Below are 16,561 nucleotides of genomic sequence, written 5' to 3'. Positions count from 1 at the left end.
AAAAATACATTTTAAGTACATTTGAAAAACTAAAAAATATAATTATGTCTACGACCATCACTTTAAAAGGAAACGAAGTACACACCATAGGAACATTACCATCTGTAGGAACTACCGTAAAAGATTTTGCACTGGTAGATTCCGGGTTAAATGTAAAAACACTGGAAAACTTTGAAGGAAAGAAAAAGGTTTTCAATATTTTTCCAAGTATTGATACGCCTACCTGTGCTGCTTCCAGCAGGAAATTCAACGAGGAGGCTTCAAAACTGAATAATACCGTAGTCATTAATGTTTCCAAAGACCTTCCTTTTGCATTGGGAAGATTTTGTGCCGCAGAAGGATTAGACAGCGTGGAGACGCTTTCAGACTTCAGAAGCAGCTTTGGTGATGATTATGAAGTGACGATCACAGACTCTCCTCTGAAAGGATTGTTGAGCCGTGCGGTCATCGTTACAGACGAAAATAATAATGTGGTTTATACAGAACAGGTTTCAGAAATTGCCAATGAACCTAATTATGAGGCTGCACTTGCTGCCTTGAATAAATAAAAAAATAATTTTGTAAAAAGCCTTGTGAAAAGTAATTTTTTGCAAGGCTTTTTTTATTTTAAAAAAACACAAATAAAAAAATATGTCAGACACTTATGATACTTATGGAGAGCTGTTCCAGGTGGACCGTGACCATTTCGATGAATTCTATGCCTTACTGAAAAATACAATGCTTTTAAAATCTGATTTTTTTCTGAAACAAGGAGAAAAATGCAGGTATCTGGGTTTTATAAAAAAAGGAACAATCCGATGCTTTTATATCAATGATCAGGGACGCGAGATTAATTTCGGGTTTTATTTTGAAGACGAATTTTTTACAGACTATGAAAGCATCCTTTGTGATACCGTATCCAATATGAATATTCAGGCACTTGAGAATTGTGAGATTTTATTGTTGAATAAAGATCATTTGCAGGCACTGTATAAAAAAGAGGCCTACTGGCAAAAATTCGGACGCATCATGAGTGAAAAAATTTATCTGGATGCCAAAAAGAGAATTGATGACCTGCTATGCCTGTCTCCTGAAAACAGATATCTGAACTTGCTGAAAAAACAACCTCTTCTGTTTCAGAAAATAGCCCAAAAGCATATCGCCAGCTACCTAGGGGTAACGGAACAGTCGCTCAGCCGTATTCGAAGCAGAATCGTTAATTAAACCGGTCAAATAGTCCTCCCCCTGATGAATACCAGGAACCCATTGACTTTAATTTCACGTTCGAAGTTTAATAAATTAACTTAAGTTAACTCCTGCCGATGTTTTAGATTGTAGATTTACTAAGATCAAATTATAATCATCATGGAACAAAAAGATTTAACCATTATTTTGGTACACGGAGCCTGGGGAGATGGCTCCCATTGGCAATACGTTATTCCTGCCCTTGTAAAAGCAGGATATAAAGTAAGAAGCGTTCAGAATCCACTGACTTCTTTACAGGATGACATCAATAAGACCAAAGATCTTATTGACGCCCAGGAAGGGAAAGTTCTTTTGGTAGGCCACTCGTACGGCGGTGCTGTAATCTCGGGAGCAGGAAATCATGATAAAGTTACCGGGTTGGTTTACATCGCGGCCTTCGCTCCGGATGCAGGGGATAGCCTGGGCGCATTGTTAGGAAGAAGGGAATCTCCGGGGGGAGCCAGTATTTATCCGGACAGTAAAGGTTTTTTATGGATTAAATACGATGAATTTCAATCTGCGTTCTGTCAGGATCTGGATGATGAAAAGGCACTGGTAATGGCATTATCACAAAAGCCTATTCATGGACAGTGTTTTGGAGATGAAGCAGGAGAGCCGGCATGGAAAACCAAACCAAGCTGGTACCAGATTTCTGCAAATGACCGTATGATTCCGGCAGAAACAGAAAAAGAAATGGCAGAGCGTATTCAGGCTAAGAAAATAATCACCTTAGATGCAGGCCATGCTTCATTAGCTTCACATCCGGAGGAAGTGACACAATTGATTTTAGAGGCCGCCTCTTCTCTTTAAGTGTAAATAAATAAAAGACTTTGTAAAGCCTTGCGAAATTTTATGTAATTTCACAAGGCTTTTTAATGTTATAGAAATGGTAAAAAGAATCGTAGCCAATATAAAGACGGATGAAACCGGAAAAACCAAGCAATTCTATCAGGAGATCTTGAAACTGGATACCTTGATGGATCATGGCTGGATAAAGACGCTTGGTAATGATCAGGAAGCAAAAGTCCAGGTCAGCTTTGCGGAACAGGGAGGGAACGGTACTGACGTTCCAGATTTGTCTATTGAAGTAGATCATGTAGATGAGGTGTATGATGCAATGAAAAATGCAGGCTTCAGAATCGTATACCATTTAACCGATGAAGATTGGGGAGTTCGCCGGTTTTTTGTTGAAGACCCCTTTGGAAAACTGATTAATATTCTATCTCATCAATAAACACCCTTTCGTGAAGACCTTACTGACCATTCCCGTTTTCAGGATCTTTGACTACCAGAAAGCCATCGAATTTTACATCCATTGGCTGGGATTTGAAGTGGAATGGGAGCATCGTTTTGATGAAAATGCACCAGTCTATATCGAAATAAAAAGGGAGGGAATGGTGTTCCACCTGAGTGAGCATCATGGTGATGCAAGCCCTGGGAGCAGCGTTTTCATTTGGGGAGAAGACATCGCAGCATTTCATAAGGAGCTTATTGATAAAAATTATAAATACAACCGCCCCGGACTCGAAAAAACTTTTTATGACGCGGTCTCATTTACAGTCAATGACCCGTTTGGAAATAAAATTATTTTCAACGAAACATTCGATAACGAAAAGCATGGTTCGCTGAAATTCTATTCCCATGACTGAATATCCTAGCTTTACTTTTGCTTCTTTAGCGCTGTCTAGCGTTCTGTAAGCTACTTCATCCTTAGCCTTTTTCGCTGCTGGAATGGAATGTCTTTCCAAAGACTCAATAAGAGTTTTCGTGAACGCAGTACATACATGTGGAAAGTGCGGCCTTCTGTTATCACTGAAACAGGCTAATTACTGACTCAGATCATTAATATTCTAAAATATTAAAACTAACTTTGTTATCTTAAAACAACAATGAAACGTTCAGGAACAGCAGATCTACCGTTACACTATGGCAAAGTACCCCCTTGGCTGTACGAGCGTATGTCCGTACTTGGACTTTCAATCATTGAAGTGATCCTGATGGATTATGGAAAAGATGAAGTTTTGCGCCGGCTGGCAGATCCGTTCTGGTTTCAGAGCTTTGGAGCTGTAATGGGGATGGATTGGCACTCTTCTGGAATTACAACTTCCGTAATGGGAGCTCTGAAACGTTCCATCAATCCCAATTCTCAGGCTCTCGGCCTTTATATTTGTGGAGGGAAAGGTAAATTTTCGAGGGAAACTCCGTCAGAACTGATCCGTATTGCTGATCAGACCGGTCTGAATGGTACAGAACTGGTGAGAGCCAGTAAGCTCTCTGCAAAAGTAGACAATACTGCAATCCAGGATGGTTACCAGTTGTATCTGCACAACTTTGTATTGTCTGATAACGGGAATTGGAGCGTTATTCAGCAGGGAATGCATGAATCTGATGGAACTGCCAGACGGTACCATTGGCATTCGGAAAATATAACTTCTTTTATCGAAGAACCCCATACAGGAATCAATGGTATTTCAAGGGGAAAAATCCTCAATCTTACCGATGTTGAAGCTGCCGGAAACAGAAAAGGAATTCTTGATATTTCCCTTACAGATTCTGTAGACGTTATGAAAGATTTCTCACGGCTGATTCTTCCGGCGCACCATGATGTACGGGCTTCTGATGTTGATTTAAAACGCCTGGGTGCATTATTGTATGTTGCCCGTGAGCAGCAGCCTCAAAATTTTGAAGATTTACTGATGTTGGAAGGTGTGGGACCCAGAACCATGCAGTCGCTGGCTTTGGTAAGTGAAGTTATTCACGGAGCTCCATCGCGGTTTGCAGATCCGGCAAGGTTCTCTTTTGCCCATGGAGGAAAGGACGGCCATCCTTTTCCTGTTCCCACAAAAACATATGACGAAAGCATCAGTATTCTCAGAAAAGGAATAGAAAAATCTAAACTTGGAAATTCAGATAAGCTAAATTCCTTGAATAAGCTGCATCAGATCATAACCACCACTGAGAAAGACTTTACTCCTGATTTTGATGTTCAGCAGGTGATTGAAGAGGAAAGACAGAACTCCTGGCGTTTCGGAGGTAAAACAGTATTTGGTGATGCTCAGAAGCCGGATTCTTCACAATCCATCCAGCTGTCTCTATTTTAATTTTGCAACAGGATCTTTCATTATATGTTCTAGAAATAATAAGCTGTACCAGTAAAGGTGTTTAATTTTGTTTCTCGTTAAGACGCCTTGATATCAATTAGGTGTGTCCTGTATTTTGGGTGTTTTTCTTATTTGTTTAATTATTATAGACTTTAATTCAATTTAAAATTCTATTTTTAATGACTTAAAAAAATTAACCTGATGACTAATAAAGCATTAGAAACATGCTATGATTTTCCATTTTTCCTTAATGATGAATTGGATGAGATCTTTCGGGCTCACGAGAAAACATCATTTCAGAAAGGCGACTTTATCCTGGAAGAAGGAAAAACGGCGAATGCCTATTATATTTTGGAAAGTGGCCTGGCCCGTTCTTTCGTGAATGATTTTAACGGAAATGAAGTTACAACTCATTTTTTTACAGAAAATGAAGTCATTATTGATGTTTTATCATTATTTCAGAGAATACCGTCCCAGGAAAATATAGTCTGTATTACAGATTGCGATTGCTGGAAGCTGGATTATGAAACCTTTCAGGAGCTTTTTCATAAAATCCCGAATCTCAGAGAATGGGGGAGATCCTGGATGGCTAAAGAACTTTTCGATTACAAACAGCGTTCTGTAGAAATGTTTACCCTGTCTGCCACCAAAAGATATCTTAATCTGCTTGAACAGAAATCTAAAGTTATACAGTTTGCCCCTCTTAAACAGATTGCTTCCTACCTGGGAGTGACAGATACTTCTTTGAGCAGAATCCGTAAAGAATTGGTTTCTCATCCCAATAAAAATTAAATCTTGTCTTATGGCAAGTAGACTTTCATCGGGCATTGGTAATTTTGGTTTATAGTTTAACACCAAAATTACAAAAAATGAAAGTCAATCAGATTTATGTCAATCTACCCGTAAAAGACGTTCAGAAAACAAGAGCATTCTGGACACAGCTTGGATTTTCTATCAACGAGCAGTTCTCAGATGAAAATGCAGTTTGCGTAGTCATGAATGAAGAATATATCTATACGATGTTTCTGAAACAGGAGTTTTTTCAGACATTTACCAACAGGCCTTTTGCCAAAGGAGATACGACCCAGGTACTTCTGGCTATTGGAGTCAGCAGCCGTGAAGAAGTAGACCAGATGGTAAAGACAGCCATTGAAAATGGAGGTTCCAAATACAGTGAACCCATGGATCATGGCTGGATGTATCAGAGTGCCTTCGCGGACATTGACGGACATCAATGGGAAGTCATGTATGGTGATGCTTCGCAGATCCCTACGGAACAATAGAGTAACACCAGATTAATCTGTAATACGATGGAAACAAAACCTAACGATATAGAATTTGTGAGAAATCAGGTTTCAACGAATTATCAGGTGATTGTATTGAACCTCAAGGGGATCACCCATGAAGAGTCAATGATTTTTCCTAATGGTGAAGCCAACAGTATGAACTGGATCCTCGGTCATTTGATTTACATTAGAAATGCTTTTCTGAATATTTTAGGCGAAGAATCTGTTTGGGAAGCAAGTACATTCTCGTGCTATGACAGAGGGGCGATTGCTTTGGATATGAAAGATGAATTTGTGCATTTTGACGAGTTGAAATCCTATTTAAAGCTGTCCCAGGAAAGGCTGGAATCAAAACTGAATGTCATTGAAAATTTTAAGTCAGAAAGCGTACAAGATATTTCTACCCTTTGTCTGCATGAAATTTACCACAGCGGACAATTGGGATACCTTCGTAGAATTCTCGGAAAACCCGGTGCTATAAGATAACTTTGGAACAGAGTTCACGAAAAATAATCAGATCCTGAAGATTCCGGTAAAAACCATTCAATGGCCTGTGGTATTTTTACCCCACTCGTAAAAAACTCAAACAATTCCGGGAATCACTACATGATTAAGCCTTAAGGGTTGGCATGCTAACCTAAAATGACATACCTATCTAATTTATACATCTAATATCACTAAAAGATGGACACACCAAAATCAAAAAAAATTGAAATCATCCTTCCGGCTTACAGGATGCATACCCAAAGCTTTATCAATGTTTTGGACGGCATTTCGGAAGAAGATGCTCTGAAAAGAATTGAAAACAGAACCAACCACATCGTATGGATGGCGGGTAATTTTGTAAACATGCGGTACGGCATGGCCCTGGTATTGGGAATACAAGGGGAGGACCCTTATAATGAGCTGTTTTTTCAGGGAAAAGCGCTGGATGAAAACATACAATATCCAACACTGGCTGAACTTCGGGAAAATTTTCATGATATTTCTGCCAAAGTATATCAGAAATTAAGAGACGTGACGGATGAAGAACTGGATGAAATATTTGAAATGGGAATGAACATTCCTTTTGTCACAGAAAACAAACTCAATTTTTTAGGAATGGGTATTGGCCGTGAAGATTACCTCTGCGGGCAGATCGGTTTGATGCGCCGAATTCTGAACTACCCTGGGATGAAGTATGACATGGATGAAAATCTCACCTATTAATCATGGATCCCATCGAGAAAGGCTATAGAAAAGTCAACGGAATTCAACTGTATTATGAGGTGTATGGAACCGGCAAACCTCTGGTTCTTATTCATGGTGGAGGGTCATCTTTCCTGTACGACTTTAAAGAAGTCATTTCAAGATTGGACGGAAAATTTCAGATGATAGGAATAGACCTTCAAAACCATGGCCAGAGTGATCATCGTGATATTCCTGAAACGTTCGAGCAAGATGCCGATGATGTTGCTGCACTTTTAGCAGAGATCAACATTCATACAGCTTTCTTCTGGGGCTTCAGTAATGGAGGAAATACAGTGATGCAGATTGCCCGTCGTTATCCCGGAATCGTGGAAAAGCTGGTCGTTGCCTCATCATTTTATAAAAGAGAGGGGATGATAGACGGCTTTTTCGAAGGGATGCAAAATGCCAACTTTGATTCGATGCCGGAACCGTTTAAAATTAATTTTTTACAACTCAATCCGGATTTCTCAAAATTGGAAAATCTTTTTGACAAAGACTGTAAAAGGATGCAGAATTTTCAGGACTGGGATGATGACGTATTATCGTCGATACAGTCGCCGGTGCTGTTTATCAGTGGCGATCAGGATGTCATGAAACCGGAACACACCGTAGCCATGTGGCGTCTCGTGAAAGATTCGCAGCTGATGATCCTTCCCGGTACCCATGGCGTCTATATGATGGCTGATTTTGATGGAAATACTGATGATAGCTTAATCCGCTTTACCGTAGATCGTGTAGAGAAATTTTTAAATCTTTAGAAACTCAGAAAGTAAAGACTTTCACAAGCCTAAGCTGATGATATCAATGGTATCCGGCTTCTTTAAAAATATAATAACATTTTAAAATTAAAAATCATGGCAAAATTAAATCCTTATTTAAATTTCGATGGAACAGCTGAAGAAGCGTTCAATTTTTACAGATCCGTTTTTGGAGGTGAGTTCGTGGGTGGTATTCACAAAATGGGGAATGCCCCGGGTACAGAGAACCTTTCGGAAGAAGAAAAAAACAGGGTGATGCACATTGCTTTACCAATAGGAGGTGATCTTCTGATGGCGTCGGATATTGTTCCGGGATTCGGACAGACACTCACGGTGGGAAACAACAACTATGTTTCTATTTTCCCGGAATCAAAAGAAGAGGCAGACAGGATTTTCAAAGGTCTTTCCGAAGGCGGAAATATAGAAATGCCTATTGAAGATCAGTTTTGGGGAGACTATTTCGGAAGTTTCCAGGACAAATATGGTATTCATTGGATGGTGAACTATAATGATGAATCAGCAAAATAATCTTATATTTAACTTCATTATAAAAAGAGATGCCCGTTGCCGGGCACCTCTTTTGCCCAATCACTAAAAAATTAAAAAATGGACCCGATTACAATAGACATTACCATTCTGGCTCCCGTAGAAAAAGTCTGGAAGTATTTCAATGAACCCCAACATATTACAAAGTGGAATTTTGCCGATGAAAGCTGGCAGTGTCCAAGTTCTGAAAATGATCTGCGCGTTGGTGGAAAGTTTAAAAACAGAATGGAAGCTAAAGATCACAGTTTTGGATTCGACTTTGAAGGCGTATATGATGAGGTGAGTCCTCATGAAAGAATACGATATCATATGGAAGACGGAAGAAAAGTAGAAGTAATTTTTGAGGCAATAGATGCCAATACAACGAAAGTTATTGAAATTTTCGATCCTGAAAAGCAAAACTCCGTGGAAATGCAGAGAGACGGCTGGTACGCCATCCTCAATAATTTCCATAAGTATGTTGAGAATCATTAAAAAATTATGTATAGCCATGATTAATTTAATTATCATGTCAAAAAGTTTAAACTCTGTGTATTCCATTAATTATGATTCTAAAGAAGAATTTCTTAGCGGTGTCATTGCAGTGCCGGCAAGAAAAGCTTTAGAAAAAGAGAAAATAGATTCTTTAGAAAAACTGTCTCGCTATTCTGAAAAAGAAATCATGCAGCTGCATGGTTTTGGAAAAAATACAATGGTGAAGCTGAAGAATTATATGAGCGATCATCAGTTTTCTTTTACAGAAGCATAAAAGTATACAATTGGAGAAATTATTTGTTGTCATTGCAGATCGGGGTGATGTCATTCCACTGCCGCAGATGACATAGCTGGTATTGTGGGATGCCCATTGCCAGCTGGCTTGTAATTGGCCATAAAAAAGATACGTCAACGATATCCAATCCTAATAAAAAATTAAATTATGAATAACGATATTTTCCCATGTCTCTGGTATGATGGCGATGCCAGACAGTCTGCTGAGTTTTATTGTAGCGTTTTCGGTGGCGAGATCACTGCTGATACTCCTGTTGTGATGAATATCGACCTCTTTGGACAGAGAATTATGCTGTTGAATGGCGGTCCGCAGTTCAAAAAAAATCCTGCAATATCTTTCATGGTGATCTGTGAAACGGAAGATGAAGTTCAGAAGTATTGGGATGAGTTATTGGAAGGAGGGATGGCTCTCATGGAGCTGGGTTCTTATTCGTGGAGCTCAAAGTACGGATGGGTGCAGGATAAATACGGGGTTACATGGCAGCTATTCCTGGGAGAAAAGATAAGCGATCAGAGAATAGTTCCCACCCTGATGTTTATTCATCAAAACAACGGTAAGGCAAAAGAGGCCATGGAGCTTTATACAAAGACCTTTCCCAATTCAAATATTGGCAATATATTGGAGTATGGTGCCGGAAGCGAAGGGCATGGTCAGACGGAACCTTCAGAAAACGTACAGCATGGCCATTTTGTAATTGATCAGTACAGTTTGTTTTGCATGGACAATTCGTATGACCATCAGTTTGATTTTAACGAAGGTATTTCTTTAGTAGTCATGACGGATGATCAAAGCCAGACTGATCACTACTGGAATGCTTTAACCGGCGATGGAGGAAGAGAAAGTATGTGCGGCTGGCTCAAAGATAAATATGGGCTGAGCTGGCAGATTGTCCCTAAAAGACTGATCCAGCTAATGAATGATCCCGATCAGGAAAGAGCCTACCAGGTAGTGCAGGCTATGATGAAAATGCAGAAAATTATTATCCAGGATTTAGAGGATGCTTATCATTCATAAAGTCATTTCGGCTTATTGTTTGATATGATTTAGAGAAAAGATTTGCATATGAAAACACAGAACAAATCAGATTCTAAATCAAAAGTCCCTAAAGATGGAGTTTATCCTGAAATTATCCGGGATGACTATCAGGGCAGTGGAAAACTGATCGGAAAAAAAGCGGTGATTTCCGGTGGAGACAGTGGAATAGGACAAGCTGTTGCCGTCCATTTTGCCAGGGAAGGAGCAGATGTTGCCATCATTTATAAAGAAAGTGACAACGACGCCAAAGAAACCAAAAAGCTGGTAGAAAAAGAGGGCAGAAAGTGCCTGCTGGTTAAAGGTGATCTTACCGGAAAGGCTTTCAGGACCCAATGTGCCTCAAAGATAAAAGCAGCGTGGAGGAACCTGGATATTTTAGTCAATAATGCAGGAATTCATACTTCCAAAAACAGCCTTGAAAAAATTTCTGATGAACAGATTCAGGAAACTTTTGATACCAATATCATTTCAATGATCGCCTTTACCAGAAATTTTCTGCCATTACTCAAAAAAGGAGGCAGGGTTATCTGTACCACATCAGTTACCGCATACCGGGGCAGTGATCATTTGATTGATTATGCTGCTACCAAAGGTGCTGTGCTTGCCTTTATCAGATCCCTGGCCGATAATCTCGCAGAAAAAGAAATTCTGGTCAATGGAGTTGCCCCGGGGCCTATATGGACCCCGCTGGTAAAGGAAGCCTTCAGCGATCTTTCGACATTTGGAAAAGATACACCGCTGAAGCGGGCAGGGCAGCCTTCAGAAGTAGCTCCTGCGTATGTTTTTCTGGCTTCTAAGGACGCCAGCTATATCACGGGAGAAATCATTCACATCAATGGCGGTGATTTCGTGGGCGGATAGAAGATTAACAATTAACAGTGACGGAAGAAATTTTGGGCTTACGGCTCTTCTATCCAGTCATCAGTTGCAAAATATTATATTACAATGGAAAAATTATCATACGAAATTGAGATCAATGCAGAACCGGAAAAAGTATGGAGCGTCCTTTGGGGAGATATTACCTATAGACAGTGGACGACTGCCTTTATGGAGGGCTCTTTTTACGAAGGCATACTGGAAGAAAACAGTATTGTAAAATTCTATGACCCCAAGCATAATGGGATGTACAGCAGGGTTGAAAAAGTTGTACCCAATGAGGAAATAAAGTTTCTTCACCTGGGAGAAATTTATGATGGCATCGAAGTGGCAAGGGACTGGGGTGATGCCACAGAAACTTATTTCCTGGAAGAAGTGGAAGACGGAACCCTTCTGAAAGCAAAAATTCAGACACCGGCAGAATTTAAAGACTTTTTTGAAGAAAAATTTCCCAAAGCATTGGCGATTATCAAACACCTTTCGGAAAACCAGCTTTAAAGAAATTCCTGGTACAGCACAGCGATATAAGCTATATTTAATAAACAAATCACAAAAATTTAAAATATGGAAACCTTATCTTACGAAACAATAATAGATGCTCCCCTCGAAAAAGTCTGGGACATCCTTTGGGGACCCGAAACCTATAGTGAATGGACAAAATTTTTCGGGGCAGGCTCTACCATGAAATCCGACTGGAAAGTAGGGGGAAAGACCTACTTCCTCAATGAGAAAGGAGAAGGAATGGTATCTACCATAGATAGTCTGGATGAGCCCAATCAGGTCGTTTTTAAGCACCTCGGAATGGTAGATCAAGATGGTAACGAGGATACCCAAAGTGAAGAAGTAATGGAGTGGAGCGGATCTTTCGAAAAATATTTCCTGATCGACTTTGGCGGGAAAACAAAACTTCATACCGAGGTACAGGTAGATAAACAATGGGAAGACCATATGAATACTGGCTTTACAAAAGGGCTTATGGTGGTAAAAAGCCTGGCTGAAGGGGTAAGCCTTGGCTCTGTATGATGGAGATTGGAAAATAAGAACGAAGAGTAAATATTGAAGAGTGATAAATTAAGAATTTAGAATTAAAAATTTTAAATAAACCGGTGATAGGGCAGGTGTATCAATTTTTACTATTGGTGCCTGCTTACTGGTGCCGGTGAACTCAAAAAAGTATGAAATTATTAGTAATCCTTTTCGGTACATTTATTCTGGCTTTATTAGGAACAGCATTGTTTCAGGGAAAGCCGGATATTTTATTTTCAGGAAACCTCGGGATGGCGGTTTTTATTGTTTTTACAGGGCTCTCTCATTTTAAGTTCCAAAAAGGAATGGCCATGATGATTCCGAAATTTATGCCTGGCAAAATGTTTTGGGTCTATTTTACCGGAGTTCTGGAAATTGCAGCAGGGATTGGATTGATGATCCCCTCTATTCGTGAGATCACCTCTATTTTGTTGATTATTTTTTATGTTCTTGTCTTTATTGCGAATATTAACTCTTCCATAGAAAGAATCAATATTTTTAAAGCAGACCATACAGGCCCTGGAATGAAATATCTCTATGTGCAGAGAATTCCGATGCAGATCATTCTCATTGCCTGGACCTGGTACTTCGGGATTTACCTTACTTAATGATGGATGCTGGATAAGTTTTTTTTCAAATTAAGATTTTTTTTAATTTTTTCTTTAAAATACTGTAACGTTTTATAGTTTAAGTTGTCTTATATATAAGAAGTTCCTGTTGTTTTATGAATGTAAAGTATAGGGCAAATTTTTTTAACTTTAAAACATAAGTTATGAATCTCAATTCCAAAATTTTTGGTACGGCCTATATCGTACTGTCTGCTGTTATGATCAACGCACAAAGTTCTGCCGGTAAGCTGCCTGGTGATCCTACACTTCCATCTTCTAAAGCGAATCTGGAAAAACTGGTTTCTTATGATAAAGGAAACTTCAAATATAGAGTGGAAGACTATTTTGCCAGACCTAAGGCATCTTCATTCAAATTATCTCCAGACGGAAAATACCTTTCTTACAAAGAAAAAGATAAGGACAGTAAAAACCACGTTTACGTTAAGGAACTGAATACGGGTAAAATCACGAAAGCGATTGTTGAAAAGGATGACCTGATCAAGGCATACGGATGGCTGAACAAATCGCGTCTTTTCTACACTCAGGATAAAGGTGGAAATGAAAATATCCATCTTTATGCGGCCGATGTGGATGGTGGGAACCTTAAAGATCTGACCCCTTTTGAAGGGATTACCCTGGGAACGATAAGACCAGTAAAAGATACCGATTTTGTGGTGGTAACCATGAATAAAAACAATAAGCAGATCTTTGAACCTTATAAAATCAATTTTATAACAGGAGAAATTACTCAATTGTATGAAAATAAAGACGTCAAAAGCCCCATTGATGACTATATTTTTGATAAAGACGGAAATTTGAGAGGATACACCATTCTTGAAAACGGGCTGACGACAAAAACCTATTACAAAGATTTGCAGACGGGTAAGTTTAATCTTCTTAAATCGACGGATTGGTCAGATACCTTCAGTATTATGAGGTTTAATGATAATTCCGGAAATAAAGATGAGGCATATGTGATCACCAACTTAGAGGGGGATAAGGCAAGAATTGTTTTGTATGACCTGAAGAAAAATGCGGTGATCAAAGAAGTATATTCGAATCCGGTATACGATGTAAGTTCTATAAGCGTTGCAGGCAAAAACAGGAATTATGAACTGGATTATATCAGCTATGAAGGAATAAGGGGAGAAACAGTTCCTGTCAGTAAGTTTTATAAAGAAATTGATGATCAACTAAAATCTCAGTTCAAAGATAAAGAATTTGCTGTTGTTTCTTCGGATGACAATAATGATAAACTGCTCGTGATGGTAGCCAGTGATAAACTTTATGGGACTTATTATGAATATGACACCAAAAAGAAGGCGTTGAAACTTCTGTATAACCTTATGCCACAGCTTAAAGAAGAGGATATGGCTGAGATGAGACCCATTGAATTCAAAAGCAGAGACGGCTTAACGATCCGTGGGTACATTACGTTGCCAAAAGCGGCTTTAGAAGGTAAGAAAGTTCCTTTGGTGGTGAATCCTCACGGCGGGCCGCAAGGAATCAGGGATAGCTGGGGATTCAATCCGGAGACTCAATTGTTTGCCAGCAGAGGATATGCGACCCTTCAGGTCAACTTCAGAATTTCCGGTGGCTATGGAAAAGAATTTCAGAAAGCAGGCTACAAGCAGATCGGAAGAAAAGCGATGGATGATGTAGAAGACGGGGTGAAATATGCCATCAGCCAGGGATGGATAGATCAGGATAAAATAGCGATCTACGGAGGCAGCCATGGAGGATATGCAACACTCATGGGAATGATCAAAACTCCGGACTTGTATGCATGTGGAGTGGATTATGTCGGGGTATCCAATGTTTTTACATTCTTCGATTCATTTCCGGAATATTGGAAGCCTTATAAGGAAATGGTAAAACAGATCTGGTATGATCTGGACAATCCCGCGGAAGCTAAAATTGCAAAAGAAGTATCACCGGTATTCCAGATTGATAAGATCAAGAAACCGCTGTTCGTCGTGCAGGGAGCTAATGATCCAAGAGTGAATATCAATGAATCTGATCAGATTGTAAAGGCAATGCGCGCCAAAGGGTTTGAAGTTCCTTATATGGTAAAATATGACGAAGGGCATGGCTTTGGGAAAGAACCGAACAGAATTGAGCTGTATAAGTCGATGCTTGGGTTCTTTGCTGAGAATTTCAATAAAAAATAAACAGGCAATTTTTATAATTTTGGAAACGGAGGATGTAAGGTCTTCCGTTTCTTTTTGTGTCATTGTGAGCGAATTATTCTCTTTGAAATTTAAGTGTAGAGGTTGGGTTCTAGAGGTTGGAAATCGCCAAGACGCAAGATTATTGCTAGACTTTTTGTTTTAGGGCGCAAGGATTTTATCTGCGATAAAACTGAATGATGCATATATTTCTCCCGCAGATCTCACAGATTTCGCAGATTTTTAATTCATAGTTTTTTTCCTAAAGAGTTCGTATTATAGTAAAAGCTATTGTTCTTTAGATTAATTAATAAGATAACCATTTTTGTCATTCAGAGCACAGACTGAAGGTCTGCGACCAAAGTTCAGAAGATCAGAGTGGAATCTAAACAGTCTCTTGTAGACTTTGCCGTTTTTTTAGCCTCAATCATCTGCCAGATCTGCTCAATCAGCGAGATAAATAAAAGATCAACAGCTTCTTTGTCATTCTGAATAAAGCAGAGCTGAATGAAGTGTCTCAATACTAATTTCTCACAGATTCTGCTTATGATACAAAAAATACATGAAATAAAAACCCGATGAATGCAAGGGAATTTGAATTGTAAGAAAATTATTTTAAATTTATTAAAGTAAAACCCAAAGGATAGCCGTCATAGCAGTATGGAGGTTGTCGAAAAAATAACAATGCCACAGAAGGAGAAAGAAAGCATCATCTCACAGACCGTTTCCAACTACGGAGGGAAGCTGATGTCTTATATTCGTCCCAAAGTGAAAAACACGGAGGATGCGGAAGATATTCTGCAGGAGGTGTGGTATCAGTTCAGCAGTCTTACCAATCTCTCTGAGATTGTGAATGTGGGCGGCTGGCTATACAGGGTGACGGCAAATAAAATTACAGACCGTTACCGTAAAAAGAAAACAGAAAATCTTGAAGATTTCGTGTATGAAGATGAAGACGGAAGTTTTTCCATCAAAGATATTTTGTTGATGGATGAAAGTGCAGGTCCTGAAGTAAAGATGTTCCAGGATGAGATCTGGAAAAAACTGTTTGAGGCTCTTGATGAACTTCCCGAAAAACAAAGGCTGGTCTACGTAGAAAACGAACTGAACGACAAGACCCTCCAGGAGATCGCCGATGAACAGGGAGAAAACATCAAAACCATCATCAGCAGAAAAAACTATGCTGTGAAGCATTTAAGAAACAGATTGAGAAGATTATACGAAGATTTAAAAAGTTAGAAAAAGAAATTATGAATCATAAACACAAAAAAGGCTGGATTTTTTTATTAATATGTCCACCACTGATTTTCCTGGCTGTTACATGGATTGTCATGTTGCTTTGGAATAGTCTTCTTCCTGATATTTTAGGGGCAAAAACAATTACGTTCTGGCAGTCAATGGGAATATTGATATTAAGCAAAATTCTTTTCGGAGGTTTTCATTTCGGCAAAGGAATGAGAGATTTTAAAGAACGGAAAATGAGAGAAAAAATGGAAGGCTTATCTCCTGAAGAGAGGGAAAAGTTCAAAGAGGTATGGAGAAATAAATGTTCCGGAGGATTCTTCAACAGAAACAACGAATAATTTGACAATTTTAAAGAATTAGTAAAGTAAAATTAAAATTCATTCGTCTCTATAAAAAAGTAAAAGTAGTAAAATTTAAAATTTAGAAAAAATGAAAAATTCAGCATTAAAAGGCGCTCTTGGAGCATTGGCCGTTGTGGGTGTAGCTTTAATCGCTAAAAAAGCCGTACAAAGAAAAAGATTTATCAAGGGTATTTTTGATGAGTACGGAATCAAGGAAAAATCACCATTCGGATTGGCCGATAAGATCAGAGAAATGAATGATCACGATTATCAGGAACTGAAAGGAAAATTCAAAAAAGAATTTGCATCAGGGTGCTGCAGAAAAGATTCTACCTGCGAAGCTTAAAA

General features: G+C 39.0%; 24 protein-coding genes. 23 read left to right on the top strand and 1 reads right to left on the bottom strand.

Going from position 1 to position 16,561, the window contains the following annotated elements; genetic code table 11:
- The first annotated feature begins 44 nt into the window (after window positions 1–44).
- From tpx to DRF67_RS01635, 20 genes are all read left to right on the top strand, one after another.
- Window positions 45–548, top strand: a complete 504-nt coding sequence (tpx, locus tag DRF67_RS01730) for a thiol peroxidase (RefSeq protein ID WP_115926100.1) — start codon at window positions 45–47, stop codon at window positions 546–548.
- An 82-nt stretch (window positions 549–630) separates the two neighbouring features.
- Complete coding sequence (locus tag DRF67_RS01725; RefSeq protein WP_115926099.1) at window positions 631–1,203, top strand: Crp/Fnr family transcriptional regulator; 573 nt, start codon at window positions 631–633, stop codon at window positions 1,201–1,203.
- A gap of 141 nt (window positions 1,204–1,344) precedes the next feature.
- Window positions 1,345–2,034 carry an alpha/beta hydrolase gene (locus tag DRF67_RS01720; protein ID WP_115926098.1) on the top strand — a complete coding sequence of 230 codons (690 nt, stop codon included), beginning with the start codon at window positions 1,345–1,347 and terminating at the stop codon, window positions 2,032–2,034.
- 76 nt (window positions 2,035–2,110) lie between these two features.
- A complete protein-coding gene (locus tag DRF67_RS01715) occupies window positions 2,111–2,458 on the top strand; it encodes a VOC family protein (RefSeq protein ID WP_115926097.1) in 348 nt (115 codons plus the stop codon).
- A gap of 10 nt (window positions 2,459–2,468) precedes the next feature.
- Entirely contained in the window at window positions 2,469–2,873 is a 405-nt protein-coding gene (locus DRF67_RS01710) for a glyoxalase superfamily protein (RefSeq protein ID WP_115926096.1), read from the top strand.
- Between the two features lie 240 nt (window positions 2,874–3,113).
- A complete protein-coding gene (locus DRF67_RS01705) occupies window positions 3,114–4,325 on the top strand; it encodes a DUF763 domain-containing protein (RefSeq protein WP_115926095.1) in 1,212 nt (403 codons plus the stop codon).
- 201 nt (window positions 4,326–4,526) lie between these two features.
- On the top strand, window positions 4,527–5,117 hold the full coding sequence (locus tag DRF67_RS01700) for a Crp/Fnr family transcriptional regulator (RefSeq protein ID WP_115926094.1): 591 nt from the start codon (window positions 4,527–4,529) through the stop codon (window positions 5,115–5,117).
- Between the two features lie 77 nt (window positions 5,118–5,194).
- Window positions 5,195–5,608 carry a VOC family protein gene (locus tag DRF67_RS01695; protein WP_115926093.1) on the top strand — a complete coding sequence of 138 codons (414 nt, stop codon included), beginning with the start codon at window positions 5,195–5,197 and terminating at the stop codon, window positions 5,606–5,608.
- Window positions 5,609–5,635: 27 nt separating this feature from the next.
- Entirely contained in the window at window positions 5,636–6,097 is a 462-nt protein-coding gene (locus tag DRF67_RS01690; RefSeq protein WP_115926092.1) for a DinB family protein, read from the top strand.
- A 198-nt stretch (window positions 6,098–6,295) separates the two neighbouring features.
- Window positions 6,296–6,820, top strand: coding sequence for a DinB family protein (locus DRF67_RS01685; RefSeq protein WP_115926091.1), 525 nt, complete (start codon window positions 6,296–6,298; stop codon window positions 6,818–6,820).
- Between the two features lie 2 nt (window positions 6,821–6,822).
- A complete protein-coding gene (locus DRF67_RS01680) occupies window positions 6,823–7,599 on the top strand; it encodes an alpha/beta fold hydrolase (protein WP_115926090.1) in 777 nt (258 codons plus the stop codon).
- Window positions 7,600–7,695: 96 nt separating this feature from the next.
- Window positions 7,696–8,127: a VOC family protein gene (locus DRF67_RS01675; protein ID WP_115926089.1), complete on the top strand. Its 432-nt coding sequence runs from the start codon at window positions 7,696–7,698 to the stop codon at window positions 8,125–8,127.
- Window positions 8,128–8,205: 78 nt separating this feature from the next.
- Entirely contained in the window at window positions 8,206–8,619 is a 414-nt protein-coding gene (locus DRF67_RS01670; RefSeq protein WP_115926088.1) for an SRPBCC family protein, read from the top strand.
- 34 nt (window positions 8,620–8,653) lie between these two features.
- On the top strand, window positions 8,654–8,893 hold the full coding sequence (locus tag DRF67_RS01665; RefSeq protein WP_228435713.1) for a helix-hairpin-helix domain-containing protein: 240 nt from the start codon (window positions 8,654–8,656) through the stop codon (window positions 8,891–8,893).
- A 168-nt stretch (window positions 8,894–9,061) separates the two neighbouring features.
- Window positions 9,062–9,928 (top strand): VOC family protein, encoded by an 867-nt coding sequence (locus DRF67_RS01660; RefSeq protein ID WP_115926087.1) that lies wholly within the window; start codon window positions 9,062–9,064, stop codon window positions 9,926–9,928.
- A 48-nt stretch (window positions 9,929–9,976) separates the two neighbouring features.
- Window positions 9,977–10,810: an SDR family oxidoreductase gene (locus DRF67_RS01655; RefSeq protein ID WP_115926086.1), complete on the top strand. Its 834-nt coding sequence runs from the start codon at window positions 9,977–9,979 to the stop codon at window positions 10,808–10,810.
- An 84-nt stretch (window positions 10,811–10,894) separates the two neighbouring features.
- Window positions 10,895–11,323: an SRPBCC domain-containing protein gene (locus tag DRF67_RS01650; RefSeq protein ID WP_115926085.1), complete on the top strand. Its 429-nt coding sequence runs from the start codon at window positions 10,895–10,897 to the stop codon at window positions 11,321–11,323.
- Window positions 11,324–11,389: 66 nt separating this feature from the next.
- Window positions 11,390–11,848 carry an SRPBCC family protein gene (locus DRF67_RS01645; protein ID WP_115926084.1) on the top strand — a complete coding sequence of 153 codons (459 nt, stop codon included), beginning with the start codon at window positions 11,390–11,392 and terminating at the stop codon, window positions 11,846–11,848.
- Window positions 11,849–12,000: 152 nt separating this feature from the next.
- Window positions 12,001–12,459 (top strand): DoxX family protein, encoded by a 459-nt coding sequence (locus DRF67_RS01640; RefSeq protein ID WP_115926083.1) that lies wholly within the window; start codon window positions 12,001–12,003, stop codon window positions 12,457–12,459.
- A gap of 164 nt (window positions 12,460–12,623) precedes the next feature.
- A complete protein-coding gene (locus DRF67_RS01635; protein ID WP_115926082.1) occupies window positions 12,624–14,630 on the top strand; it encodes a S9 family peptidase in 2,007 nt (668 codons plus the stop codon).
- Window positions 14,631–14,992: 362 nt separating this feature from the next.
- Here DRF67_RS01635 and DRF67_RS21420 read toward each other — a convergent pair whose 3' ends face one another.
- Entirely contained in the window at window positions 14,993–15,148 is a 156-nt protein-coding gene (locus DRF67_RS21420) for a hypothetical protein (RefSeq protein WP_165851721.1), read from the bottom strand.
- Window positions 15,149–15,311: 163 nt separating this feature from the next.
- Here DRF67_RS21420 and DRF67_RS01630 point away from each other — a divergent pair, with 163 nt between their 5' ends.
- The 3 genes from DRF67_RS01630 to DRF67_RS01620 all read left to right on the top strand — a co-directional run bounded on the left by DRF67_RS01630 (window position 15,312) and on the right by DRF67_RS01620 (window position 16,559).
- Window positions 15,312–15,866, top strand: coding sequence for an RNA polymerase sigma factor (locus DRF67_RS01630; RefSeq protein WP_228393925.1), 555 nt, complete (start codon window positions 15,312–15,314; stop codon window positions 15,864–15,866).
- A gap of 11 nt (window positions 15,867–15,877) precedes the next feature.
- A complete protein-coding gene (locus DRF67_RS01625) occupies window positions 15,878–16,210 on the top strand; it encodes a hypothetical protein (RefSeq protein ID WP_115926081.1) in 333 nt (110 codons plus the stop codon).
- Between the two features lie 91 nt (window positions 16,211–16,301).
- Window positions 16,302–16,559, top strand: a complete 258-nt coding sequence (locus tag DRF67_RS01620; protein WP_115926080.1) for a hypothetical protein — start codon at window positions 16,302–16,304, stop codon at window positions 16,557–16,559.
- Window positions 16,560–16,561 lie beyond the last annotated feature (2 nt).

Source organism: Chryseobacterium pennipullorum, from assembly GCF_003384725.1.
Lineage (GTDB): Bacteria > Bacteroidota > Bacteroidia > Flavobacteriales > Weeksellaceae > Chryseobacterium > Chryseobacterium pennipullorum.
The sequence above is the reverse complement of the archived record's forward strand: the minus strand, read 5'-3'. Positions and strand labels throughout refer to the sequence as shown.